The organism is Kribbella antiqua (assembly GCF_004345665.1).
Taxonomy (GTDB): Bacteria; Actinomycetota; Actinomycetes; order Propionibacteriales; family Kribbellaceae; genus Kribbella; species Kribbella antiqua.
This window is the reverse complement of the sequence record NZ_SLWR01000001.1, coordinates 828,789-847,340: the sequence shown is the minus strand read 5'-3', so window position 1 is coordinate 847,340 and position 18,552 is coordinate 828,789. Positions and strand designations below refer to the sequence as shown.

Annotated in this window: 17 protein-coding genes; 15 read left to right on the top strand and 2 right to left on the bottom strand. The window is 67.5% G+C overall.

What is annotated here, in order from left to right:
* The first annotated feature begins 21 nt into the window (after window positions 1–21).
* The 3 genes from EV646_RS04110 to EV646_RS04100 are packed head-to-tail and all read left to right on the top strand — an operon-like array spanning window position 22 to window position 1,956.
* Window positions 22–423, top strand: a complete 402-nt coding sequence (locus EV646_RS04110; protein ID WP_241995260.1) for a hypothetical protein — start codon at window positions 22–24, stop codon at window positions 421–423.
* Window positions 420–1,043, top strand: coding sequence for a transcriptional regulator (locus EV646_RS04105; protein WP_132143966.1), 624 nt, complete (start codon window positions 420–422; stop codon window positions 1,041–1,043). The genes EV646_RS04110 and EV646_RS04105 overlap by 4 nt, the downstream gene beginning before the upstream one ends.
* Window positions 1,044–1,062: 19 nt before the next feature.
* Window positions 1,063–1,956: an NAD-dependent protein deacetylase gene (locus tag EV646_RS04100; protein WP_132143964.1), complete on the top strand. Its 894-nt coding sequence runs from the start codon at window positions 1,063–1,065 to the stop codon at window positions 1,954–1,956.
* A gap of 41 nt (window positions 1,957–1,997) precedes the next feature.
* Here the strand turns inward: EV646_RS04100 and EV646_RS04095 are convergent, their stop codons facing one another.
* Entirely contained in the window at window positions 1,998–3,020 is a 1,023-nt protein-coding gene (locus EV646_RS04095; protein WP_132143962.1) for an SGNH/GDSL hydrolase family protein, read from the bottom strand.
* A 119-nt stretch (window positions 3,021–3,139) separates the two neighbouring features.
* Here EV646_RS04095 and EV646_RS04090 point away from each other — a divergent pair, with 119 nt between their 5' ends.
* The 5 genes from EV646_RS04090 (at window position 3,140) to EV646_RS04070 (ending at window position 9,921) form a co-directional block, all read left to right on the top strand.
* Window positions 3,140–4,105: a bifunctional riboflavin kinase/FAD synthetase gene (locus tag EV646_RS04090; RefSeq protein ID WP_132143960.1), complete on the top strand. Its 966-nt coding sequence runs from the start codon at window positions 3,140–3,142 to the stop codon at window positions 4,103–4,105.
* 277 nt (window positions 4,106–4,382) lie between these two features.
* Window positions 4,383–4,655, top strand: coding sequence for a 30S ribosomal protein S15 (gene rpsO, locus EV646_RS04085; protein ID WP_131351575.1), 273 nt, complete (start codon window positions 4,383–4,385; stop codon window positions 4,653–4,655).
* A 268-nt stretch (window positions 4,656–4,923) separates the two neighbouring features.
* Window positions 4,924–7,143, top strand: coding sequence for a polyribonucleotide nucleotidyltransferase (locus EV646_RS04080; protein WP_132144819.1), 2,220 nt, complete (start codon window positions 4,924–4,926; stop codon window positions 7,141–7,143).
* Window positions 7,140–8,453, top strand: a complete 1,314-nt coding sequence (locus EV646_RS04075; protein WP_132143958.1) for a M16 family metallopeptidase — start codon at window positions 7,140–7,142, stop codon at window positions 8,451–8,453. Before EV646_RS04080 ends, EV646_RS04075 begins: the two co-directional genes overlap by 4 nt.
* A gap of 76 nt (window positions 8,454–8,529) precedes the next feature.
* A complete protein-coding gene (locus tag EV646_RS04070; RefSeq protein WP_132143956.1) occupies window positions 8,530–9,921 on the top strand; it encodes an FAD-binding oxidoreductase in 1,392 nt (463 codons plus the stop codon).
* A gap of 649 nt (window positions 9,922–10,570) precedes the next feature.
* Here EV646_RS04070 and EV646_RS38760 read toward each other — a convergent pair.
* The gene (locus EV646_RS38760; protein WP_158290897.1) at window positions 10,571–11,407 is read right to left on the bottom strand and encodes a DUF6188 family protein; all 837 of its coding nucleotides are present in this window, start codon (window positions 11,405–11,407) and stop codon (window positions 10,571–10,573) included.
* A gap of 414 nt (window positions 11,408–11,821) precedes the next feature.
* On the opposite strand from EV646_RS38760, the gene EV646_RS04060 reads away from it, so the two are divergent.
* Genes EV646_RS04060 through EV646_RS04030 form a run of 7 tightly spaced genes read left to right on the top strand, consistent with a single transcriptional unit; the run spans window position 11,822 to window position 18,437 of the window.
* Window positions 11,822–13,402: a peptide ABC transporter substrate-binding protein gene (locus EV646_RS04060; protein ID WP_241995258.1), complete on the top strand. Its 1,581-nt coding sequence runs from the start codon at window positions 11,822–11,824 to the stop codon at window positions 13,400–13,402.
* Window positions 13,399–14,325: an ABC transporter permease gene (locus EV646_RS04055; protein WP_132143952.1), complete on the top strand. Its 927-nt coding sequence runs from the start codon at window positions 13,399–13,401 to the stop codon at window positions 14,323–14,325. Before EV646_RS04060 ends, EV646_RS04055 begins: the two co-directional genes overlap by 4 nt.
* Complete coding sequence (locus EV646_RS04050; protein WP_132143950.1) at window positions 14,318–15,214, top strand: ABC transporter permease; 897 nt, start codon at window positions 14,318–14,320, stop codon at window positions 15,212–15,214. Before EV646_RS04055 ends, EV646_RS04050 begins: the two co-directional genes overlap by 8 nt.
* Window positions 15,211–16,209 carry an ABC transporter ATP-binding protein gene (locus EV646_RS04045; RefSeq protein WP_132143948.1) on the top strand — a complete coding sequence of 333 codons (999 nt, stop codon included), beginning with the start codon at window positions 15,211–15,213 and terminating at the stop codon, window positions 16,207–16,209. Before EV646_RS04050 ends, EV646_RS04045 begins: the two co-directional genes overlap by 4 nt.
* On the top strand, window positions 16,206–17,207 hold the full coding sequence (locus EV646_RS04040) for an ABC transporter ATP-binding protein (RefSeq protein WP_132143946.1): 1,002 nt from the start codon (window positions 16,206–16,208) through the stop codon (window positions 17,205–17,207). The genes EV646_RS04045 and EV646_RS04040 overlap by 4 nt, the downstream gene beginning before the upstream one ends.
* Before the next feature lie 38 nt (window positions 17,208–17,245).
* Window positions 17,246–17,992 carry a 4-hydroxy-tetrahydrodipicolinate reductase gene (gene dapB, locus EV646_RS04035; RefSeq protein WP_199236771.1) on the top strand — a complete coding sequence of 249 codons (747 nt, stop codon included), beginning with the start codon at window positions 17,246–17,248 and terminating at the stop codon, window positions 17,990–17,992.
* 1 nt (window position 17,993) lies between these two features.
* A complete protein-coding gene (locus EV646_RS04030) occupies window positions 17,994–18,437 on the top strand; it encodes a hypothetical protein (protein ID WP_132143943.1) in 444 nt (147 codons plus the stop codon).
* Window positions 18,438–18,552: the final 115 nt, after the last annotated feature.

Genomic DNA, 18,552 nt, shown 5'->3' with positions numbered 1-18,552 from the left:
TGAATGATCCAGGGTTCTGGGGTGCAAAGCAACTATCTCGACGGGCCCGACGACCAGGCGCAGGCTCGACGCGAGCACGAGGCCCGCGCGCTGCTCCTCGACCGTGGAGCCGACCAGCTCGCGCGGCGTCCCTGGCAGCGAGGGGCGATGCCGCCGTCGGCCGTCGATCTGATCCAGTTCGTCCTCTGGCGGTCCAGCGGCGCGGCTCCTGACAAGGACCTGGCGGTGGCAGGGTTGCGGCTGCTGGCGGCGGCGCGGGCCGAGCTCGAGCAGCTCGAAACCGGACTGATGTTCACCGCCCGCGGTCTCGGGCTGACCTGGGCCGAGATGGCCCGGGCGCTCGGGCTCAACTCTCCGCAGGCGTGTCAGCAGCGACTCGACCGGCTGGCTGCGCGCAGCAGCACACCAGGGACGGACGCATGACGTCCACGCCCGAGTTGCTGACGCTGCACGCCGTACGGCTTCTCGGTGTGGCAGGCGACGACGCGGTGGCTCGGCGATTCGCGCTCGATCCCGCTGACACGACAGAGCTGCTGCTCGACCACCAGGCCTTCGGCTGGATTTCGTGGAGCGAGTTCGCCGGCATCGGCGGATGGTCCCTCACGGACTCCGGCCGCGCACAGAACGAGCGCGTCCTGGCGGCCGAGCTCGAGACGATCGGTGGCATTGAGACCGTCCAGGAGATCTATCGGACGTTCCTGCCACTCAACGGCCGACTGCAGACCGCGTGCACCCAGTGGCAGCTGAGACCGACTGCCGACGACCCGCTGGCCTTCAACGATCACACCGACCCCAGCTGGGACGAACACGTCCTCGACGAGCTGGCAGACCTCGCCGAGCACCTGCACCCACTCTCAGAGCGCCTCTCCGAGCTCCTCGACCGCTTCCACGGCTACCACTCCCGCTTCGCGACCGCCCTCGCGCACGCCCGCGCCGGCAACCCCGCCTGGGTCGACCAAACCAACGTCGACTCCTGCCACAAAGCCTGGTTCGAGCTCCACGAAGACCTCATCGCCACGCTCAACCTGCCGCGCTCCGGCTGAGCCTGGCTACGCTGGGGTGGTGCGTTCGCGTCCGACATTGCAGTGGGTTCCAGGCCCTGACGTGTTGGCGTTGGAGCCGGGCACGGCGGATGTCGCGCCGCTGGCGGACGTGGTGGCCGATGGCAAGGTCGTCGTACTGAGTGGGGCCGGCATCTCGACCGAGTCCGGGATTCCGGATTACCGCGGTGAGTCGGGCAGCCTTCGACCGCACACGCCGATGACGTACGGCGATTTCGTCGCCAGCGAGTCGGGTCGGCAGCGGTACTGGGCCCGAAGCCACCTCGGCTGGCGGACCATCGCCCGGGCCCAGCCGAACGACGGCCACCGAGCGGTCGCCGCACTGCAGGCCCGCGGCTACCTCACCGGCGTCATCACCCAGAACGTCGACGGCCTGCATCAAGCCGCCGGCGCCCGGGACGTGATCGAGCTGCACGGCAACCTCGACCGGGTGATCTGCCTCCAGTGCGGTACGACGACGGCCCGCGAAGCGCTCGATCGTCGTCTCCGCGTCGCGAACCCGGAGTTCGAGGCCGAGGTGACCCGGATCAATCCGGACGGTGACGCGGAACTGCCCGAGCAGGCGGTCAGCGGCTTCCAGATGGTCGACTGCACGAACTGCGGCGGAGTGCTCAAACCCGACGTCGTCTTCTTCGGCGAGAACGTCCCCAAGCCGAGGGTCGAACGCTGCTATCGCCTGATCGACGACGCGGCCACGGTCCTCGTCCTCGGTTCGTCCCTGACGGTGATGTCCGGCTTCCGCTTCGTCCGCCACGCCGCCAAAGCCGGCAAGAACGTCCTGATCATCAACCAGGGCGTCACCCGCGGCGACCCGTACGCGGCCCATCGGGTCAACCTGCCCTTGGGCCAGGCGCTGACGGAGCTGCTGAAAGCCACCGGGCCGAACCACGCGTGAGGTTGGCTCGGCCCGGCGTCCGCCGTACGGGTTGGAAAGGGTCAGCGTTGCGCGCTGGTCCGTAGGCGGTTCAGGGAGGCCTCGACGGCCTGGGGTGAGGCTGCTGCTTGCTTGGCCAGGGCGCGGGCCTGGGATACCCACGTGGACTGCTCGGCCGCCGTCACCACGGCCGGGTCGCCCACCAGGGTCTTGTAGGTGAGCGACGCGACGCCGGCCTGGCCTTCGTAGCGCGGGTGATAGTTCAGCGCCCGCAGCAGGTTGATGTCCTTGCCCTGGATCCACGCCTGCCCCTCCGGTGCGCAGGCGTCGTGCCCGGTCGACGGCCCGAAGGTGTCCACGTACGTCGCACCCGTCGACGCGGCGGCGGTCGAAACAGCGCTGTTCAGCGCCTGCTCGATCGAGTACAGGTAGGCGTAGTCGCCATCCGCGAACGGCAGGATCGCCGGGCAGGTGCCGTGCTCCGGGGCGATCTTCGGATAGCCGATCAGCAGGATCGTTGCCTGCGGCGACCGATCTTTGATGCCCTGGACAACGGCCTTGATCCGGACCTGCGTCTGGGTGATCTTGGCGAGCAGCGTGTCCTTGCCGTCGACCGTGAAGTGCGCCTTGCACGGCGCACCGGTCGGGTCCGACGCCCGCAGCCCCGGGCAGGTGCCGATGATGTCGCCGAACACGCCGAAGTCGTTGCCGCCGATCCCGAGCGTGACCAGATCCGTGTCCGGCCGCAGCGCGTTGAACTGCGGCGGCGCCGTACCGAGGACCGTGCTCTGCGGTTGCGTCATGTTCGTGGTGTCCGCGCCGCCGCAGCTCACGTCGGTGAACTGGTAGGTCCGGAGCATCGCAGCGAGCATCTTCGGGTAGTTGCCGGTCGACCGCACACATCCCAGCGACAACAGATCCGGCAGCGGCACCAGCGGCGCCGAGGTGTAGGAGTCCCCGAGCGCGACGTAGTTCTTGAACAGCGGTGGCTCGTACGACGCCGACGCGGGAGCCGCGGCCGTCAACGCCGTACCGGAGAGGAGCAACAGCGCCGCGGCGGCGGCGACCACTCGACGGATCTTCATCTGCGCCCTCCCCGAAAACGTCAGTGCCGACACACCCTAAGTTGAGTGACGCCACGATTACAAGGGGTGATCACCGACCTGCCGCGCAGAATCTGCGGGTGACATGGAATCCTGCTGTCATGCTTGTCTGGCACGGTTTGGCCGAGGTGAAGCCGGGTTTCGGCCCGTCGGTCGTCACCATCGGCAACTTCGACGGCGTGCACCGGGGGCACCAGGAGGTGCTCGCGCACGCCAAGGCGCGGGCGGCCGAGCTGGGTGGCCTGCCGGTGGTCGCGCTCACCTTCGACCCCCACCCGATGGTGGTACTGCGTCCGGACCGGGCGCCCGCGATGCTCAGCGAACCCGAAGGGCGGGCGGAGCTGCTCGGCCGCCACGGCGCTGACGCCGTACTGATCCTGCCGTTCGACAGGGACGTGGCGAGCTGGTCGCCGGAGGAGTTCATCGACCGGGTCCTGCTCGGCACGCTGCACGCCAAGGCGGTCGTGGTCGGCGAGAACTTCCGCTTCGGGCACAAGGCCGCCGGGCACGTCGACACGCTTGTCGCCGCCGGTGCGCAGGCCGGTTTCCAGGTCGAGGGCCTGAGCCTGGCCGGCGACGCGCAACCGTGGTCGTCGACGTACATCCGCGAGCGCATCGCCGAAGGCGACGTCGAGGCGGCCGCGGAGGCGCTCGGCCGCCCGCTGCGGGTCACCGGAGTCGTCGTCGAGGGCGACAAGCGCGGTCGCGAGCTCGGGTTCCCGACCGCGAACATCCCCGCCGACCCGTCGGCCGCAATCCCGCTCGACGGTGTCTACGCGGGCTGGCTCACCGTGCTCGAGCCGGCTCCGGACGGTCCGTCGTACGACGAACCGCTGCCGGCCGCGATCAGCGTGGGCAGCAACCCCACCTTCGACGGGGTGGACCGCCGGGTGGAGACGTACGTGCTGGATCGCGACGACCTGGAGCTGTACGGCGCTCGGATCGCGGTGGACTTCGTCGCCCGGCTGCGCGGCAGCCAGATCCGGTTCGACTCCATCGACGACCTGCTGGTCCAGATGAAAGCCGATGTCGACGGCGCGCGGCGCATCCTTACTGGTGCTCCCTAGCGGAATCTCGCTTCGCACCAGCAACGCCCAGGCACGCACCTCGCGGCGGCGGAGGACGAGCCACGATGAACCCCGCATCGAGGCTCGTCCTCCGCCTTGCGATGCACGCACCTGGACGCCGCTGGCACTGAAGCGACATCCCGCTAGGCAGCACTAATTAGGGTGACGCGTCCACGGACTGATACTCTGGCTGCTGCCGTCTGAACGGCCGCGGACAGAGAGTGCTCGGGTGAAGAATGCCCCGGTGCGCCGCGCAACGGAAATCGAGAGGAACTCCGTGTCATCTGTTGATGCCGCAACAAAGAAGAAGATCATCGGTGAGTACGCCCTGACCGAAGGTGACACCGGGTCTCCCGAGGTCCAGGTCGCGCTGCTGACGCACCGGATCGCCGATCTGACCGAGCACCTGAAGGAGCACAAGCACGACCACCACAGCCGTCGTGGCCTGCTGCTGCTCGTCGGTCAGCGCCGCCGGCTGCTGAACTACCTGGCGAAGAAGGACATCAACCGCTACCGGTCCCTGATCGAGCGGCTCGGCCTTCGCCGATGACGTCGCGAGGAGCGGCCCCCGAGTCCGGGTGGCCGCTCCTGGCGTATTCGCGCTCAGGCGCGGACACAACTGAATAAAGCAGAAGCACGCAAGACGAACGAGGCGACGCGAAGCGCGTGGCGGGAGGACGACCGGTCCTCGGTAGTGGCTTTCGGGTGTCAACACACCCGCGGGCCTCGATCGAAGACCGGCACCCCGGAAGCTCGCGCCTCGCAGTCGCCACACTGTGAGAGAGGGGTATCCCGTGTCGGGATCCACCGGTACGCCCATGGAGGGCACCGAATTCGCTGAAGCCGTCATCGACAACGGCAGCTTCGGCACCCGCACCATCCGCTTCGAGACGGGCCGCCTGGCCCAGCAGGCCGCCGGTTCGGCTGCCGCGTACCTCGACGGCGACACGATGGTGCTGTCGGCCACCACGGCCAGCAAGAAGCCCAAGGACCAGTTCGACTTCTTCCCGTTGACGGTGGACGTCGAGGAGCGGATGTACGCCGCCGGCCGCATCCCGGGCTCGTTCTTCCGCCGGGAGGGCCGCCCGTCCGAGGAGGCCATCCTGACCTGCCGGCTGATCGACCGCCCGCTACGGCCGTCATTCGTGTCCGGCCTGCGCAACGAGATCCAGGTCGTCATCACCGTCCTGGCGCTGAACCCGGACAAGCTGTACGACGTACTCGCCATCAACGCGGCGTCGATGTCGACCCAGCTGGCCGGCCTGCCGTTCTCCGGCCCGATCGGCGGCGTCCGCGTCGCGCTGATCGACGGCCAGTGGGTGGCGTTCCCGACCCACACCGAGCTCGAGGACGCCGTCTTCGATATGGTGGTGGCCGGCCGGGTGACCGAGACCGGTGACGTCGCGATCATGATGGTCGAGGCCGAGTCCACTCCGAGCACCTTCGACAAGGTCGCCGCCGGCGTTCAGGCGCCGACCGAGGAGATCGTCGCCGAGGGCCTCGAGGCCTCCAAGGCGTTCATCAAGACCCTGGTCGAGGCGCAGGCCGACCTGGCCGCGCGGGCCGCGAAGCCGACCGCCGAGTTCCCGGTCTTCCCGGACTACCAGGACGACGCGTTCGCCGCGGTCGAGGCCGCTGCCAGCGAGGAGCTCAGCCAGGCGCTGACGATCGCCGGCAAGCACGAGCGTGAGGACGCCACCGACGCGGTCAAGGCCGCGGTGGTGGACAAGCTGGCCGCCGACTTCGAGGGCCGCGAGAAGGAGCTGTCCGCGGCGTTCCGGTCGCTGACCAAGAAGCTGGTCCGGCAGCGGGTGCTCAAGGAGAAGGTCCGCATCGACGGCCGCGGGCTGGCCGACATCCGGCCGCTCAAGGCGCAGGTGCGGGTGCTGCCGCGGGTGCACGGCTCGGCGCTGTTCGAGCGCGGCGAGACCCAGATCATGGGTGTCACCACGCTGAATATGCTCCGGATGGAGCAGCAGCTGGACACGCTGTCGCCGGAGACGCGCAAGCGCTACATGCACAACTACAACTTCCCGCCGTACTCGACCGGTGAGACCGGCCGGGTGGGTTCGCCGAAGCGCCGCGAGATCGGTCACGGCGCGCTGGCCGAGCGGGCTCTGGTGCCGGTGCTGCCGTCCCGTGAGGACTTCCCGTACGCGCTGCGTCAGGTGTCCGAGGCGCTCGGCTCGAACGGCTCCACCTCGATGGGTTCGGTCTGCGCCTCGACGCTGTCGCTGCTGTCCGCCGGTGTGCCGCTGAAGGCCCCGGTCGCCGGTATCGCGATGGGCCTGATCTCGGGTGACGTCGACGGCGAGACGCAGTACGTCGCGCTGACCGACATCCTGGGCGCGGAGGACGCGTTCGGCGACATGGACTTCAAGGTCGCCGGCACGAAGGACTTCGTCACCGCCCTGCAGCTGGACACCAAGCTGGACGGCATCCCGGCCAGCGTGCTGGGTGCGGCCCTGAAGCAGGCCAAGGACGCGCGGCTGACCATCCTGGACGTGATGGCCAAGGCCATCGACGCGCCGGGTGAGATGAGCGAGTTCGCGCCGCGGGTCATCTCGGTGAAGGTCCCGGTCGACAAGATCGGCGAGGTCATCGGCCCGAAGGGCAAGATGATCAACCAGATCACCGAGGACACCGGCGCCGACATCTCGATCGAGGACGACGGCACCGTGTACATCGGCGCGACCGACGGCCCGTCGGCCGAGGCGGCCCGGGCCGCGATCAACGCGATCGCGAACCCGACCATGCCGGAGAAGGGCGAGCGCTACCTGGGTACGGTCGTGAAGACGACCAACTTCGGTGCGTTCATCAGCCTGCTGCCGGGCAAGGACGGCCTGCTGCACATCAGCAAGCTGCGCGGCCTGGCCGGCGGCAAGCGGGTCGAGGCGGTCGAGGACGTGCTCGCGGTCGGCCAGAAGCTGCAGGTCGAGATCGCCGAGATCGACGACCGGGGCAAGCTGTCGCTGATCCCGGTGGTCGAGGACGACAAGGCTGACGAGAAGAAGGTCGAGGCCGAGTCCGCCGAGTGACCCGAGCGATCACGAGCACACTGCTGAGCCCGGAGGCGGGCGGTCCGGTGAAACGGACCGTCCTGCCCTCCGGGCTCCGCGTGCTCTCCCAGTCTGTGCCGGGCTTTCGCTCGGTCACTTTCGGCGTCTGGGTCGGCGTTGGCTCCCGGGACGAACCGGAGCAGCTGGCCGGCGCGACGCACTTCCTCGAGCACCTGCTGTTCAAGGGCACCGAGCGCCGCGACGCGCTGGAGATCTCCGCCGCGATCGACGCGGTCGGCGGCGAGATGAACGCCTTCACCGGCAAGGAATACACCTGCTACTACGCGCGGGTGCTCGACTCCGACCTGCCGCTCGCGGTCGACGTCATCTGCGACATGATCACCTCCGCCACGCTGACCAGCGCGGATGTCGAGAGTGAGCGCGACGTCATCGACGAGGAGATCGCGATGCACGCCGACGAGACGTCGGACCACATCCACGACCTCTTCGCCGAGCAGCTCTGGGGCAAGTCCCCGCTCGGCCGTTCCATCACCGGTACGCCGGAATCCGTCGCCGGGCTGACCCGCCAGCAGGTCGTGGGCTGGTACCGGCGCCGCTACAAGCCGGCCAACATCGTCGTCTCGGTCGCCGGCAACGTCGACCACACCGACGTCGTCCGCCTGGTCCGCAAGGCCTTCGAGCGCCACTGGGTAAACAGCGAGGCCGAGCCCGCCGCCGTACGACGTGGCTCCGCGCGGGCGATTCCGACGTACGGCGGAGTGCGTGTGTACCACCGGGATGTCGAGCAGGCACATCTGGTGCTCGGGATGCCCGGGCTGGTGCGGAACGACGAGCGCCGGTACGTCGCCGGCGTACTGCACGGGATCGTCGGCGGCGGCATGTCGTCGCGGCTGTTCCAGGAGGTCCGGGAGAAGCGCGGTCTGGCGTACTCGGTGTTCAGCTTCGGATCGGCGTACGCGGACTCCGGCATGGTCGGCGTGTACGCGGGCTGCCTGCCGAAGAAGGCCGGCGAGGTCCTCGACGTGGTCCGGGCCGAGCTGGAGTCGATTGCCAGCGGCAACATCACGCCGGACGAACTGCTCCGCGGCAAGGGCCAGATGCGCGGCTCGGTCGTGATGGGCCTGGAAGACACCGGCGCCAAGATGACCCGGATCGCCAAGGCCGAACTCGTCTACGGCGAACTCCCGACCGTCGACGAGATCCTGCACCGCATCGACGCCGTCACCCTCGACGACGTCACCCACCTGGCCGCCGACCTCTACGCCGGCACCCCCGCCCTCACCGTCATGGGCCCCTTCGACGAGGACTCTTCAGCCTTCGCTCTCTGAGCACCTCGACAGCCCTCGTGAGCAGGCGCAGACTGGCGAGAGGGAGGACCTGGGGGTAGGGGCAGGGGAGCCGGGGATGAGCACGATCACCTGGGACACGCATGCACTCGACGAGCTGACGGCGGATTTCCGTGGGCCGCTGGTCCATCCGGGTGAGCCGTCGTACGACGAGCTCCGGAAAGTGTGGAACGGGTCGATCGACCGCCGGCCGGCGCTGATTGCCCGGTGCACCGGGGTCGCCGATATCCGGTCCGCGCTCACCTTTGCCCGCCGTACTGGCTTGCCCGTCGCGGTCCGCGGCGGAGGTCACAGCTTCCCGGGGCACTCGACCTGTGACGGCGGCATCCTGCTGGACATGGCGCCGCTGAAGGGCATCCGGGTTGATCCGGTACGGCGTACTGCCCGAGCGCAGGCGGGTGTCCTGCTGGGGGAGCTCGACCGCGAGACCCAGGCGTTCGGCCTCGCCACTCCGGCCGGGATCGTCACGCACACCGGCCTCGCGGGGCTGACGCTGGGCGGCGGGATCGGGTGGCTGATGCGCAAGTACGGGCTGACCATCGACAACCTGCTCTCAGCAGACGTGGTGACCGCGGAGGGCGAGCTGCTGACGGCGAGTGAGGACTCCAACGCCGACCTGTTCTGGGGCATCCGGGGCGGCGGTGGGAACTTCGGCATCGTGACCGAGTTCGAGTTCCAGTTGCACCCGGTCGGGCCGATTGTCTACGCCGGTCCGGTGGCGTGGCCGATCGAGCAGTCGCCCGAGCTGATGCGCTTCTACCGCGACTGGATCACCGACGTACCGGACGAGCTGACCACCGCGGTCATCCACCGGTGGCTGCCCGCTCTGCCGACGATCCCCTCCGAGCTGCACGGTCGCCGGGTGGTCATGGTGGTCGCGAGCTACGCGGGTACATGTGAGGACGGCGAGCGAGTGATCGCACCGCTGAAGGCTTTTGCGCCGCCGCTGCTGGACCTCTGCACGGAGCGGCCGTTCGTGACGCTGCAGTCCATGCTCGACCTCAGCTTCCCGCACGGCCGCTGGTACTACATGCGCGCGTGTGACGTCGCCGAGCTGACCGACGAGGTGATCGACATCGCGGTCGAGCGTGGCCTGGCGATCGACGGCCCGTTCACGTCGTACCCGATCTTCCATCTCGGCGGCGCGATCTCCAGGGTGCCCGCAGACCGTACGGCGTTCGGCGGCCGGGCGGACGGCCACACCTTCAACTTCGTCGGCGCGACCCTCGGCGCGGAAGGCTTCGAGCACCAACGCGAATGGTTCCGCAACTCCTGGCGAGCCATCGAACCCCACCAGATCGGCGCCTACATCAACTTCCTAGGCGACGAAGGCCCCGACCGAATCCGCTCCGCCTACGGCCCCGCGACGTACGACCGCCTGCAGGACCTCAAGCGCAAGTACGACCCCAACAACCTCTTCCACCTAAACCAAAACATCCCACCCCACTGATCAGCACCGGTCGAGGGCTGTCTCATAAGAGGTCATGCGGCTCGCTCCCCAGGAACCTTCCATCCGACAGGGAGAATCGAGTCAACGATGACTCTGAGGAAACGACGACTTCGTCGCGTTGAACCTCGAGCACTGTAGCCGTGAGGTCGTCAAGAACGACCGTCCAGCGAACGCCGCTCCCGCGCCGTACTTTGCAGAGCCCGAGCTCAGTCTCAATAAGGCAAGCGTCGTCACCGACTGCGAAGAGTCGAACGCGGTACAACCCGCCGGGATCGTAACGGCCCCGAAGGTCGAGCCTGTCTACATGCCCGTCGATACGCAGAGTCGAGGGCGTCGAGGTGCCGCTGAGAATGGATGACCCTGCTGATCCGTGCACACATCCAGTCGGTAAATGACGTGCCTACGAGTTGGTCCGAATCGCCGAGGTCGTCGACGACAACGGACCGAGCCAGCCCATCCCGCTCGAGTTCGACACGACCGCCATGTACTCGGCGCAGCACCCCGACCGGCAGTCCGACCCGGTCACCGCACGCAAGCTCGAAGTCGAATGTCATGGAACTCGCACTTCCACCCCAAACTGCCCGAGCAAGGTTGGATCACATCCTCCGACGTCGACAACCATCACCGCGGGGCGGTCACAGATCAAGGTTCAGGACTCGGTGGGCTTCCAGACGGCGAGTTCACCCCCGGGCACGGAGACCACCCGGAGTCCGTCGGTGCCCACGGCCTCGCACGGCTCAAGGTCTTCGGTTGCAGCAACAGAGATGCTGCCGTTGCTGAACGCCACCTCGAGATGGCCATCCTCGAACGCGGCTGCATCCACCACGACAGCCCGAGCAACACCTAGCACGGGTGCCATACGAACTGGATCCTCTGCAGGCAAGTGCAGTTTCTCGCCCGTCTGTCGACTGCGGAAGACGAATGGTGCCTCTATCCGAATCTCGATCCCGCCCTCGCATCGCAACGTAACCGCATAGTCAATGCAGCACTGATTGACCGTTCTGCCGCTCAGCGGCAACAACCAACGATCGCTCGTCTCAATCAGCACATCACTCCTCACTGCGGCCCCCCAGGCCATGGACCAGAGCAGGTGTCGACCCTTGCGGCCCGCAAGCAACAGCAGGTGAACCGTTCTACGGCATCGAGGGCGAGGGCTGGTTTCTGTCGTTCCGTTGTTACACGAAGTACGTGCAGCTGCAGTGTCGAGGCCGAAGCGGCGGGAGCCCATGTCGAGCATCTGGGCGTCGCAGCCGGTGCCGGCGGTGCCGGAGTCGAGCCGTTTGCCGGCGTACCGGTAGGGGTTGAATGGCTTGAGGTCGTTGGTGTCGCCGGTGGTGAGCCCCGCGGTGTCGCCGTCTTTGGTGTCTTGGCGGCCGTAGGCGTCGTAGCCGTAGCTGGCCTTGATCCCGCCGTTCTCGTCCAGCAGTTGGGTGACCGAGCCGTGCACGTCGTTGCCGTAGGTGTACGACGTCTGGGTGCTGTCCAAAGAGCCGGTGGCCTGGTCGGTCGTTGTGACGCATTGCCCGACCGCGTTGTACAGGTAGGTCTTGGTGCGTGGATCAGACGTGCGTGGTTGCGACCACTCAACATAGTCAGTTGCGCACTCTGAGTGTGCGGCTGATTGCGCGTTTGTGCGCACATGGGAGCTGGCGTAAGTCTGCCATGACGTCTGATGACTTGGGGAGGTTAGGTGGTTGAGGTCTGCATGTCTTGGCGGTGGTGCGTCAGGTCATCTGAGGTCTCGTGGAAGTAACGCATCAGTTACACGCCGCCGCTTTGCGGGTGACAACGTTGACATGAGCACTTTTGGCCAGGAACTATGTCGGTTGATCCGCCCGCCTAGCGGCCCTCCGCCGAGGAAGTTGGTTCGACCGTGCGACGTCTGAGTGGGGTTGTGGGGGTGGCACTCGGCTTGGCGCTGGTGCTTGCCTCCTGTGGTGACGGGAAGTCCGCTGACAGTGGTTCCGGTGGTGCGAAGAGCGAGATCATCGCGATCGCCGCTGACCCGCTGGAGTACATCAACCCGCTGAACGAGAACGGCAGCCCCGGGATTCAGGTCGCGATGGCGATGTTCGCCCCGCTGGTGACCACCGATCCGAACACCGGAAAGCTGCTGAACGTGATGGCCGACTCGGTCACCCCGGACAAGACCAGCCAGACCTGGACGATCAAGCTGAAGCCGGGCAACACGTTCCAGAACGGCCAGCCGCTGACCGCCAAGGACTACGTGGACAGCTGGAACATGACCGCCGAGGGCTCGAACGCGTGGAAGAACAACGGCTTCTTCTCCAAGATCGAGGGGTACGACGCGATGAACCCGCCGACCCCGGACGGAGCCACCCCGAAGCCGACCTCGGTGAAGGCACTGAGCGGCCTGAAGCAGGTCGACGACCTGACCTTCACGGTCAAGCTGAAGGTGCCGTTCTCGCAGTTCGGCCTGACCCTGCAGTACCTCGGCCTGGCGCCGCTGCCGGAGGAGGTGCGGAAGAACCCGGACGCCTACAAGCGCAAGCCGATCGGCAACGGCCCGTACAAGCTGGCCGCCGACTGGAACGCCGGTGACGACATCAAGCTGGCCAAGTGGGACGGCTACAAGGGCCCGAACCCGCCGGAGGCCGACTCCATCACCTACCGCTTCATCCCGAACGCGGACACGGCGTACAACGAGTTCCTCGCCGGCAACGTGGACTTCGTCGACGTGCCGTCCACGAAGGTGAAGAGCTTCAAGACCGACGCACCCGACCAGTGGGTGACCAGTGTCAGCTCCGGCGCGAACTACCTGGTCATCCCGGCCTGGGACGCCCGGTACAAGAACCCCAAGCTGCGGCACGCGTTCTCGATGGCGATCGACCGGAAGGCTTTCGCCGACCTGGTCGGCCTGGCCGAGCCGGCCAAGGGCCTGGTCGCGCCGGACATGGCCGGCTACCGCGCCGATGCCTGCAAGTACTGCGATTTCGACCCGACCAAGGCCAAGCAACTGCTGCAGGAGGCTGGCGGCTTCTCCGGCTCGGTGAACATCAACTACAACACCACGTCGGCGACCGGCCAGATCTTCGCCGAGGCGATCGGCAACATGCTCCGGCAGAACCTCGGCCTGGACGTGAAGTACACCGGCAAGCAGGGCTCGGAGATCACCGACCTGGCCGACAACCGCAAGCTGGACGGGCTGCGGTTCAGCGGCTGGGGCCACGACTACCCCTCGATCGAGGACTACCTGACCCCGATGTTCAAGTCCAACGGTGACGCGAACTTCTCCGGGTACAACAACCCCGCCCTCGACGCGGTGCTGGCCAAGGGCGACGCGGAGCCGGACCCGGAGAAGGCGATCGCGATCTACCAGCAGGCCGAGGACATCGCCCTCGAGGACATGCCGCTGATCCCCCTGTACACCAAGTCGAACGCCTACCTGCACTCGAACAAGATCGAGCCGCGGGTGTCGAAGTACACCGGCGTCTCGGCCCTCTACGCCACCTTCAAGTGATCCGGTTCGTTCTTCGCCGGGCTCTGGCGGCGATCCCGATCGGGGTGATCGTCACGTTGGGGGTCTTCGCGCTCGTGTTCGCGATGCCTGGAGACCCCCTGCGGGAGCTGGCCGGTGACAAGCCGATTCCGGCCGCGGTGATGGCGGCCAAGCGGGCTCAGTTCCACCTCGACGATCCCTTCATCGTCCAGTACCTGCTGAGCATGAAGGACATCCTGACCGGCCACTTCGGTACGACGTTCGCCGGCGCGGACATCGCCGATCAGCTCCGGCTGCGGATCCCGGTGACGCTCAAGCTGACCCTGCTGGCGAACGCGTTCCAGTGGACCCTCGGCCTGTTCTTCGGCATCTACGCCGGCTTCAAGCGGAACGGCTGGATCGACAAGTCGTTGCTGCTGGCAACCTTGGTGCTGCTGGCAGTGCCGGGGCTGGTGGCGTACTTCGCAGCGCAGTACCTGTTCGGCGTCGAGCTGAAGTGGTTCCCGGTGTCCGGCGTACTCGAAGGGTTCCCGCGGTCCTACCTGCTGCCCGCGCTCGTCATCGGCGTACTCGGGTTCGCCGGGCTGGCCCGGCTGATGCGGACGTCGATCGTGGAGACGGTGAACGCCGACTTCGTGAAGACCGCGCGGGCCAAGGGACTGGGGGAGCAGCGGGTGCTGTGGCGGCACATCCTGCCGAACGCGCTGCTCCCGGTGGTCACGTTCATCGGGATCGACCTGGCCGGCATGTTCGGCGGGGCGATCATCACCGAGAGCATCTTCAACCTGCCCGGGCTCGGTCAGTTCATGTTCCAGGCGATCAAGTTCAAGGAGGGCGGGGTCGTGGTGCTGCTGTCGACGCTGGCCTTCATCTCGTTCATCGTGATCAACCTGCTGGTCGATCTCCTGTACGGCGTACTGGATCCGAGGGTGCGCAATGTCTGACATCCAAGCAGTCGTCGGCGCTGAGGCGCAGGAACTCGGCGACGGGCGCACGCTGTCGAACCGGGAACTGCTGCGGGCGCTGCTCCGCAAACCGCAGTTCGTCGTCTGCAGCCTGCTGTTGCTGCTGTTCTTCCTGATGGCGGCGGTGCCGAAGCTCTTCACCTCGGTCGATCCGCGGTTCTGCGAGCTGACCAAGAGCCGGCAAGGTCGTAGCCCTGGGCACCTTTTCGGCTACGACATCCAGGGCTGCGACTACTTCGCGAACGTCGTGTACGGCGCTCGTCCGTCGGTGCTGGTGAGTATCTGCGCCAGCTTCGGCGTCTTCCTGCTGGCCGGGTCGTTCGGCCTGCTCGCGGGCTACTTCCCGGGGTTCGTCGACGGGCTGATCTCCCGTACGGCGGACGTGCTGTTCGCCATCCCCGGCATCGTCGTCCTGATCGTGATCCTGAACTCGGTCCAGGACCGCAGTATCTGGATCATCGTCGGCGTCATCCTGCTGATCGGCTGGCCGGGCGGGATGCGGTTGATGCGGGCCACGGTGTTCTCGGTCCGCAACCGCGAGTACGTGCTGGCGGCCCGCTCGATCGGCGTGCCGCCGCTGCGGATCCTGCGCAAACACGTGTTTCCGAACGCGATGGCGCCGCTGCTGGCGATGACCACCCTCGGCATCGGCGGGATGGTCGGCCTGGAAGCGGCGCTGACCTTCCTCGGCGTCGGGCTGCAGCCGCCGGCGATCTCGTGGGGCTCGCAGTTCGGCGTTGCGGCGTCGTACCGGGACACTCCGCATCTGTTCATCTGGCCGGCGCTGTTCATCTCGACGATGACGATCTCGTTCATGATCATCGGCGACTCGATCCGCGACGCCCTCGACCCGAAGTTGCTCCGATGAGTATTGACGAAGTGTTGCTCAAGGTCGACGACCTGACCGTCGAGTTCGATACGCCGCGCGGCCGGGTGCGGGCCGTCGATGGAGTGTCGTGGCAGGTCCGGGCCGGCGAAACGCTGGCGATCCTGGGGGAGTCGGGGTCGGGCAAGAGTGTGTCGACTCAGGCGCTGACCGGGATCCTGGAGATGCCGCCGGGGCGGATCGTCTCCGGTACGGCGGAGTACCGCGGCGCGGACCTGATCGGGATGACCGTGAAGGAGCGGCGCAGGATCGTCGGCGACCGGATCACCATGGTGTTCCAGGACTCGCTGTCGGCGCTGAACCCGGTCCAGTCGGTCGGCACCCAGATCGCCGAGTGCTACCGGGTGCATCGCGGGATGTCGAAGAAGGACGCCTTCAAGCGGGCTACCGAGATGCTCGACCAGGTCCGGATCCCGGCCGCGGCGAAGCGGGTTCGCGACTACCCGCACGAGTTCTCCGGCGGGATGCGGCAGCGGGTGATGCTGGCGATGGCGCTCGCACTCGATCCCGACGTACTGATCGCGGACGAGCCGACGACTGCGCTCGATGTCACCGTGCAGGCGCAGATCCTCGAACTGATCGCGGAGCTGCAGGCCGAGCGGGAGATGGGCGTCGTCCTGATCACGCACGACCTCGGCGTGGTGTCGGATGTCGCCGACAACGTGGTGGTGATGTACGCCGGTCACGTCGTCGAGAGGGCCTCGACCGCGGAAGCCCTCGAGCGTCCCGTTCACCCTTATACAGAAGGTCTTCTCGGCTCGATGCCGTCGGCCGACCTGAAGGGTCAGGAGCTGCCGACGATCCCCGGCACTCCGCCGTCGCTCAGGTCGATCCCGTCCGGCTGCGCGTTCCGGACGAGATGCCCGATCGCGATCGACGACTGTGCGACCGACGTCCCACCGCTGTTGACGGTCGCTCCTGGCCGTGACGCGGCGTGCATCCGCCGTACGACGATCCCGGCGAAGGAGGCAGTGTGAACGAGTTGCTGGTGGCAACTGATGTGGTGAAGCACTACGACATCAGCCCGGCGCTGAGCTTCGGCACCAAGACACTGGTCCGCGCGGTCGACGGTGTCGACCTGACGCTGCGGAAGGGCGAGTCGCTCGGCATCGTCGGCGAGTCCGGCTGCGGGAAATCCACGCTGGTCCGCCTGCTCGCCGCCCTGGAGAAGCCGACCTCCGGCCAGATCTCGTACGGCGGTGTGGACGTCAGCCGGCTCAGAGGTCGCGAACTGCGTCGCTGGCGCCGGAACGTGCAGGTCGTGTTCCAGGACCCGTACTCCAGCCTGAATCCGCGGATGCGGGTCGGCGAGATCGTCGCCGAGCCGCTCGAGGTCCACCCGGACGTGTCTCGCCAGACGGATATCCGCAAGCGGGTCCGGGAGCTGCTCGAGCTGGTCGGGCTGCGGCCGGAGGACGAGACGAAGTTCCCACATCAGTTCTCGGGCGGTCAGCGGCAGCGGATCGGAATCGCGCGGGCGATCGCACTCAACCCGGACGTGCTGCTGTGCGACGAGCCGGTGTCCGCGCTCGACCTCTCGGTGCAGGCGCAGGTGGTGAACTTGCTGATGCGGCTGCAGCGCGAGCTCCGCCTCAGCATCATCTTCGTCGCCCACGACCTGTCCGTGGTCCGGCACGTCTCGGACCGGGTCGCCGTGATGTACCTCGGCCGGGTCGCCGAACTCGGCGAGCATCAGCAGGTGTACGACGTACCGGCGCATCCCTACACGCAGGCCCTGCTGTCCGCTGAGCCCGGACTGGCCCGGCAAGGGCGCAAGCGCATCGTGCTCGCCGGTGACCCGCCGTCCCCGGTGATGCCGCCGTCCGGCTGCCGCTTCCACACCCGCTGCCTGCGGGCCGAGGCACGCTGCAGCAAGGAGGAGCCACAGCTGCGGTTGATCCCTTCCGGCCAGACCGTGTCCTGCCACTTCGCCGAGGACGCCCAAGCCTCGTACACACCGGCCGCCACCGTCTGAGAGGCTTGGGCCGAGGAGCTCGAGCTGAAAGGGTGCGGATGATCAAGGTCGGTGTGCTGGGGGCCAAGGGCAAGATGGGCGCTCAGACGTGCCTCGCGGTGGAGGAGGCCGACGACTGCGAGCTGGTCGCGCGGCTGGACCAAGCCGACGAGCTGGAGGAGCTGACCAAGGCCGGCGCTCAGGTGGTGGTCGACTTCACCCGACCCGAGGTCGTGATGGACAACCTGGAGTGGTGCATCGAGCAGGGCATCCACGCGGTCGTCGGCACCACCGGGTTCGACGAGTCTCGCCTCTCGACCCTCCGGACGTGGCTCGAAGCCAGCCCCAGCACTGGTGTCCTGATCGCGCCCAACTTCTCCATCGGCGCCGTACTGATGATGCAGTTCGCTGCGAAGGCCGCGCGCTACTACGAGTCGGTCGAGATCATCGAGCTGCACCACCCGGACAAGGTCGACGCTCCGTCCGGTACGGCGCGTCGTACCGCCGAGCTCATCGCCGCAGCCCGCGCGGAGGCCGGGTCGGGGCCGATCCCGGACGCGACCACGACGTCACTGGACGGCGCCCGTGGCGCGGACGTCGAGGGGATCCGGGTGCACGGCGTGCGCCTGCGCGGCCTGATCGCGCACCAGGAGGTCCTGTTCGGCGACACCGGCGAGACGCTGACCATCCGCCACGACTCGATGGCCCGGGTCTCCTTCATGGCCGGCGTGCTTCTGGGCGTACGGCGGATCAGCGGCACGCCCGGCCTGACCGTCGGCCTCGAGCACTTCATGGACCTCGACTGAAATGAGTGCTAAGCGGGCGGCGATCGTGATCGCGGTCGTCTTCGTCGCGTACGCCGCCCTGCTCGGCTGGCGCGGGGTCTTGCTGATCGGCACCGGCGACCCGGTCGCGATCGGGCTCGGCATCGCCGTACTGGTCATTCCTGTGGTCGGCGCGTACCTGGTCTGGCGGGAGTTGCAGTTCGGCCGTCAGACCGAGGCGCTGGCTCGTGAACTCGAGGCGGCGGGCGGTCTGCCGGTGGACGATCTGCCGCGCCGCCCGTCCGGCCGGATCGACCGCGCCGCGGCGGACGAGGCCTTCCTCAAGTACAAGGCCGAGGCCGAAGCCAGCCCGGACGACTGGCGCGTCTGGTTCCGGCTATCCACCGCGTACGACGCCGCCGGCGACCGCAAACGGGCCCGCAGCACCATGCGCAAGGCCATCGCGCAGCGCGACGCGGCGTCTTAGCTACGTCTTGGCTACCGCCCAGTTGCCGGACAAGCCGGGCCGATGTAACTGACAACGCGGTGTGAAAACGGGATACTTTCAAGACATGCGTGGTGACCGCCACGCGGAGGTCGGA

Excerpts from the sequence above, each read along its gene's own strand:
- EV646_RS04105 (WP_132143966.1), top strand. The coding sequence starts at position 420 with ATGACGTCCACGCCCGAGTTGCTGACGCTGCACGCCGTACGGCTTCTC.
- EV646_RS04095 (WP_132143962.1), bottom strand. The coding sequence starts at position 3,020 with ATGAAGATCCGTCGAGTGGTCGCCGCCGCCGCGGCGCTGTTGCTCCTC.
- EV646_RS04090 (WP_132143960.1), top strand. The coding sequence starts at position 3,140 with ATGCTTGTCTGGCACGGTTTGGCCGAGGTGAAGCCGGGTTTCGGCCCG.
- EV646_RS04080 (WP_132144819.1), top strand. The coding sequence starts at position 4,924 with ATGGAGGGCACCGAATTCGCTGAAGCCGTCATCGACAACGGCAGCTTC.
- EV646_RS04070 (WP_132143956.1), top strand. The coding sequence starts at position 8,530 with ATGAGCACGATCACCTGGGACACGCATGCACTCGACGAGCTGACGGCG.
- EV646_RS04050 (WP_132143950.1), top strand. The coding sequence starts at position 14,318 with ATGTCTGACATCCAAGCAGTCGTCGGCGCTGAGGCGCAGGAACTCGGC.
- EV646_RS04045 (WP_132143948.1), top strand. The coding sequence starts at position 15,211 with ATGAGTATTGACGAAGTGTTGCTCAAGGTCGACGACCTGACCGTCGAG.
- dapB (WP_199236771.1), top strand. The coding sequence starts at position 17,246 with ATGATCAAGGTCGGTGTGCTGGGGGCCAAGGGCAAGATGGGCGCTCAG.
- EV646_RS04030 (WP_132143943.1), top strand. The coding sequence starts at position 17,994 with ATGAGTGCTAAGCGGGCGGCGATCGTGATCGCGGTCGTCTTCGTCGCG.